Here is a 5,057-nt window from a genome sequence, read left to right on the forward strand (position 1 = left end):
CCGCTGACGCTCTTGATGCACAAGCCGCTGGACGTGGTCTGCTCGCACCGCGAAGCCGGGCGCAGCGTCTATGAGCTGCTGCCAAGCCGCTGGCGGGCGCGGATCCCGGCGCTCTCCACCATCGGCCGGCTGGACAAGGACACCTCCGGCCTCCTGCTGATCACCGACGACGGGCCCTTCCTGCACCGGGTGATCTCGCCGCGCAGCCACGTGGCCAAGCGCTATGTGGCGAGGCTCGATCGTCCGTTGACCGGCGGCGAGGCCGAGGTGTTCGCCGCGGGGACCTTGATGCTGGAAGGCGAGACGGCGCCGCTCGCGCCGGCGGTGCTCGAGCCGTTGGGCGCGGCCGAGGCCAGGCTGACCATCACCGAAGGCCGCTATCATCAGGTCCGGCGGATGTTCGCCGCCGTGGGCAACCACGTCACCGCCCTGCACCGCGACCGCATCGGAGGCCTGGAGTTGCCGCCGGACCTGGCGGCGGGCGCCTGGCGCCCCCTGGCGCCAGGCGAGCAGGGCGCGATTTTCGCCTGACCGCCGGCGTTAACACTTGCGCGGATTCGGCGAGTTCCTCGCGCTTTACTGTGGAAATTAGGTCACTGTTAACCATACATGGCAAATTAACCACTTGTTAAGGGTCGCGGCTCCGGCTTTGCTCTTGTCGTCGAGAGCGCGACGGCGCCGTCTCATACCGGGACGGGCGCCTAGCGGGAGTGGCGGCATGTTCGAGTTGGGTCGGGAGTTCATGCGGCTGTTCGCGGGCGAGCGGATCAAGCCGTTCGCCGATGGCCTGACCGGCGGCGACGCCACCCTGCTGGAACTGCTCGATCTGCAACTGCTCACCCAGGAGGCCAGGGCGGCCGATGTCGCCGCCGGCCGCGTCAGCGCCCAGGACAAGCCCCAGCGCCGGCTCGACGCCGCCATCGTCTGGCGCGAAGTCGCCCGCCGCTCCGGCGACGCCGTGGCGCTGCGCAAGGCCGCCGCCGCCGCCGAAATCGCCTGCTCCGCCTTCGATCCCGGCAAGCGCCCGGACGCCTGGGCCCGCGCCCGCTGCGAGCAGGGCTTCTCCGGCCTCTTGGGCGCGGAACTGTTCGGCGACCCCGGCCTGGACGCCGCGGCCGCCGCCGCGTTCCGCGAAGCGCGCAGCGTGGCCAAAGGGGGTCTCTCCGCGGCCTTGGCCGACATCGGCCTGGCGCTGGTCGAGGCCCGCGGGCAGCTCGCCACCGGCGGCAGCGACGCCGCCTGGGCCGCCGCGGCCTGCTTCAACGCCCCGATCGCGGCGCTCGACACCCTGACCCGCCGGTCGTCGGCCGCGCGGCCGCTGGCCGCCGAAGCCCGGCTGATCCGCGCCGACCTGCTCTGCGGCTGGGGCGCGCGGCTGAAGGACGACCGGCTGCTGCGAGCCGCCATCGATGACGCCGCCGCCGCCGCCGACCGCCTGGACCTGGCCTATGAGCCGCTGACCTGGGCCCGCGCCGAGATCCTGCGCGGCCAGGCTTTGGCGCTGTGGGGCGAGGCCGCGGGCGACATCGACGCCGTGGCCGCCGGCGCAACCACGCTGGCCGGCGCCCTCGACCACCTGACCCGCGACCACAGCCCGCTCGACTGGGCGCGCACCCAGATCGCGCTCGCCCACGCCTTGCAGGCGCTGGGCGAGGCCAGTTCGGACGAGCGCGCCTACGAACAGGCGGTCACCTGTTACGACCGCGCCAACCTGGTGCTGAAGGACGCGCCGGCGACGCCGCTGCGCGGCCTGGCCGCCGGCGAGCGGGCCATGTGCCTGGCGCGCTCGGCGGAGCTGACCGGCGATCTCGGCGTGCTGGACGCGGCCGAGGCGGCGCTGAAGATCGAACTCGCCGTCCTGCAACCGCGCCGCGACCCGGTCGCCTGGGCGCTGGTCCAGCTGCACCTCGCCCGCCTTTACGAAGCCCGCCTCGACATCACCGGCAAGGACCGCGGCGAGCGCGCCGCCGGCGTCCTGGCGCTGGACGCCGCCCTCGACGTCTTCGGCGAGCAGGGCCTGCGCACGCTCAGCGTCATGGCCACCGATGCGCTCGAACGCCTGCGCAACGGCCCGGCCGCCAAGCGCACCGCGGTCTAGGCTCCCCAGCCCCTTCTCAAGAGCGGGCGCGCCGTGCCAAGCTGGCGGCGAAGCAGGAGAAGCATGTCATGTCTCTCAGGTTCGCAGCTCTGATGGCCGCCGGCGCCGCCGTCGTCGCCTCCACGGCCCTCGCCCAGGCTGCGGCGGAGTGGGCCGAGGCGCCCAGCGTCGCCGACATGGCGGCGGCCTATCCCGCCAGGGCCAAGGCCGCCGGCATCGGCGGTGAGGTCAACCTGACCTGCGAGCTCAACCGCGAGGGACGTCCCAGGCAGTGTGAACCCTTAGGCGAAAAGCCTTTGGGCTACGGGTTCGGCTCCGCCGCCCGGAAGATCGCCGAGCGGATGCGGGTCGTCGATCCCGGAATAGCCGGCAAGGAGGTCCGCGTGCCGATGACCTTCGATCCCGCGGTGCTGAAGGGCGCGGCCACGGTGACCAAGCCGTCCTGGGCGGCGCTGCCGAGCGCGGCGGACTTCCAGGCGAGCTTCCCGAAGGCCGAGAACGGCATCAACAACGTGCGCGTGGTGCTGGCCTGCAGGGTGGCCGAGGGCGGGTCGCTCTCCGGCTGCGCGGTGGACCAGGAGGAGCCGGCCGGGCAGGGCTTCGGCCAGGGCGCGCTGGCGCTGGCGCCGAAGTTCAGGGTCGGACCCTGGAGCCTCGCCGGCGAGCCGACGGTGGGCGCGAAGCTTCGCGTGCCGATCCGCTATGAGCTGACGCCGGTCAAGCCGGCCGCCGCCAAGCCGTAGAGCGCCGGCCTAGCTCTCAAATATCCACCCGGACGGCAAGTTCGCGAGGGCGACGCCGACGAGGATCATCTCGTTCCCGCCGCCCATGTCGATGACCGTGTCCGCCCCTACCTGGGTCAGGCTGTAGGCCGTGCCGGCGAGCAGATTGACCCGATCGCCCTCGGCGGCGTTGAAATCCGTCACCCGGTCGAGGCCGGCCGCGCCGAAAGTGTGGAAGATGTCGGCGCCTGCGCCCCCCGAAATCGTGTCGTTCCCTCGGTCGCCGGCCAACCAGTCATTGCCGTCGCCGCCCTGCACGACGTCGTCGCCCTGACCGCCGCGGACCGTGTCATCGCCTGCGCCGCCTGCGCAAGTATCGTCGCCCAGGTTGCCGTAGACGATATCGTTGCCGGTGTTGCCGGACAGCAGGTCCCCGTCCTTGCCCCCGACCACCCAGTCGCCGCCCGGACCACCCGCCAGGGTGTCGGCGCCCATGTTGCCGTTGATGTCGTCAAATCCCGACCCGCCGGAGATCGAGTCGTTCCCATCGGCGCCACGGAGGTAGTTGCTGCCCGCCACGGCGGCGATGGTGTCGTTTCCGGAGCCGCCCAGGACCGTGACGTCCGAGCCCCGTAGGCGGCCGGACAGCAGCAGGTTCGATCCGTTCAAGTCCCCGGCCTGCAGGCGATAGGTTCCACCGGACACGCCGACGCCCCCGACCTCGATCGCATAATCGCCCGTGGTCGGAGCGACGAACTGCAGGTGCGAGTCGAGCCCAAGGCCGCTGTCATCGTCCTGGGCGACGACCGCGCCGGAAGCGTCGAGGACACGAACTCTGGGATCGGCGAGCGAACCCGCGCCGCTGCTCACCCCCAGCAGGTCGACCACATAGGTTCCCCCGGCCAAGAGCGAGGCCGCGAAAGTGTCGGCGCCGCCCACCGGAATGGCGCCGGCGGCCTGCGAACCGATCGCGGGCGGAACGGCCCAGGTGGGCGGCGCTCCGGGCGACTGCAGGGAGTCGAGGATCTCCCCGGCGATCTGCGCGTGGGCCTGCGCCGAGGGATGGACGGTGTCGAAGAAGAGGAATCCGCTGCCGACCGGCTCCAGCGCGCCGGCCTGCACGGTCGTGCGGGCCTGGGTCACGTTGGTGAAGTCATATGCCGCCGGGTTGGCGATCACGGCGCTCGTATAGCCCAGGAAGTCATAGTCGGTCAGCGTCGCGCCGGCTGGCAGCATCAGGCCGCCCAGGTCGGCCCTGAGGAAGGCGTCGGCCTTCTCGGCGTATCCGTTGACGAGGCTTCGACGCGCGGCCTCGTCGACGGATCCGGTGTAGTCCGGCGTGAGCCCCACCTCGGGGATGTCCGCCACCAGGACGTGCCGCGCGCCGCGCGCGTAGAGTTGGGCGACCTCCTGGGTGACCTCGGATGCGATGGCGGACAGGCGGGCGTCAGCGGCGCCGCCCACCACCGGATCGCCTCCCTTGGGGACCAGGGCGCGCACGTCGTTGGATCCGATGGCGATGACGTAGAGGGCGCTCGGGTCCGGCGTGAAGTTCTGGTAGATGCCGATCTGGGCATGAAGCCCCGGGGGCAGATCGCCCTGGGTGGCCAGGGCGCCGCCATAGGCAAAACTCAGGTTGTGCCCCTCAGGCCGGTTCACGAACGGGATCGAGAAGCCGAACACCGCATCCGTGATTCCGTAGGGGAAGGTCGCCGCGGTCGGCTCGTGCAGCAGCTTGTTGCTGATCAGGTCGGCGAAGTTGTAGCCGTCAGTAAAACGGCCCTCGAAGTAACCCTTGTCGGCCGTCGGGGCGCCGTTCGGCAGAAAATCGAACGGCAGCTCGTTCAACAGCTGGGCCGCCCTCAGGTCGTTGCCCGGATCGATCAGGCTGTCGCCGAAAACATAGACGCCGGAGAACGCCGGAAGAGCTGCGCCGAGGCTGGAAACTTCCGCGGGCATCGGAGCTACTTACCCTTTGGGCAACATCATCCCTCGGCTCCAGAAGCTCCCATGCGCGCGCCGCCGTGAAGTCAATTGAGCAGCCACGGTTATTCAATTTCTCTTGATGGAATTTTGGCGATCGACACTTGATCCAAGTCGGCCGCGAGGCGCTCTAGGAGCTGTGGACACTTATCGGAGCCACAGGATGATGGCGGCGAGGGTGACGACGGCGAGATAGTTCCTGGCGGTCTTCTCGAAGCGTGTGGCGACCCTGCGGAACTGCTTGAGCCTGGAGA

4 protein-coding genes and 1 pseudogene are annotated in these 5,057 nt (G+C 70.6%); 3 read left to right on the plus strand and 2 right to left on the minus strand.

Annotation, left to right across the window (positions count from 1 at the left end; all coding sequences use genetic code 11):
* The 3 genes from JWP28_RS14340 to JWP28_RS14350 all read left to right on the plus strand — a co-directional run.
* Positions 1-531 (plus strand): 16S rRNA pseudouridine(516) synthase (locus JWP28_RS14340; RefSeq protein WP_299543909.1); only part of this gene is annotated, 531 nt, incomplete at its 5' end.
* Between the two features lie 187 nt (positions 532-718).
* On the plus strand, positions 719-2,098 hold the full coding sequence (locus tag JWP28_RS14345; protein WP_299543911.1) for a hypothetical protein: 1,380 nt from the start codon (positions 719-721) through the stop codon (positions 2,096-2,098).
* Between the two features lie 68 nt (positions 2,099-2,166).
* Complete coding sequence (locus tag JWP28_RS14350; RefSeq protein WP_299543912.1) at positions 2,167-2,841, plus strand: energy transducer TonB; 675 nt, start codon at positions 2,167-2,169, stop codon at positions 2,839-2,841.
* 9 nt (positions 2,842-2,850) lie between these two features.
* Here the strand turns inward: JWP28_RS14350 and JWP28_RS14355 are convergent, their stop codons facing one another.
* Together JWP28_RS14355 and JWP28_RS14360 are read right to left on the minus strand one after the other, a co-directional pair.
* Entirely contained in the window at positions 2,851-4,779 is a 1,929-nt protein-coding gene (locus tag JWP28_RS14355; RefSeq protein WP_299543913.1) for an SGNH/GDSL hydrolase family protein, read from the minus strand.
* 171 nt (positions 4,780-4,950) lie between these two features.
* Positions 4,951-5,057 (minus strand): annotated as a pseudogene (locus JWP28_RS14360) (IS5/IS1182 family transposase); the annotation flags it as partial.

The organism is Phenylobacterium sp., from assembly GCF_028290885.1.
In the GTDB taxonomy this organism is placed as follows: domain Bacteria; phylum Pseudomonadota; class Alphaproteobacteria; order Caulobacterales; family Caulobacteraceae; genus Phenylobacterium.

What these genes read in the sequence shown, in the direction of transcription:
- JWP28_RS14345 (WP_299543911.1), top strand. Translation starts at nt 719, where the DNA reads ATGTTCGAGTTGGGTCGGGAGTTCATGCGGCTGTTCGCGGGCGAGCGG.
- JWP28_RS14350 (WP_299543912.1), top strand. Translation starts at nt 2,167, where the DNA reads ATGTCTCTCAGGTTCGCAGCTCTGATGGCCGCCGGCGCCGCCGTCGTC.
- JWP28_RS14355 (WP_299543913.1), bottom strand. Translation starts at nt 4,779, where the DNA reads ATGCCCGCGGAAGTTTCCAGCCTCGGCGCAGCTCTTCCGGCGTTCTCC.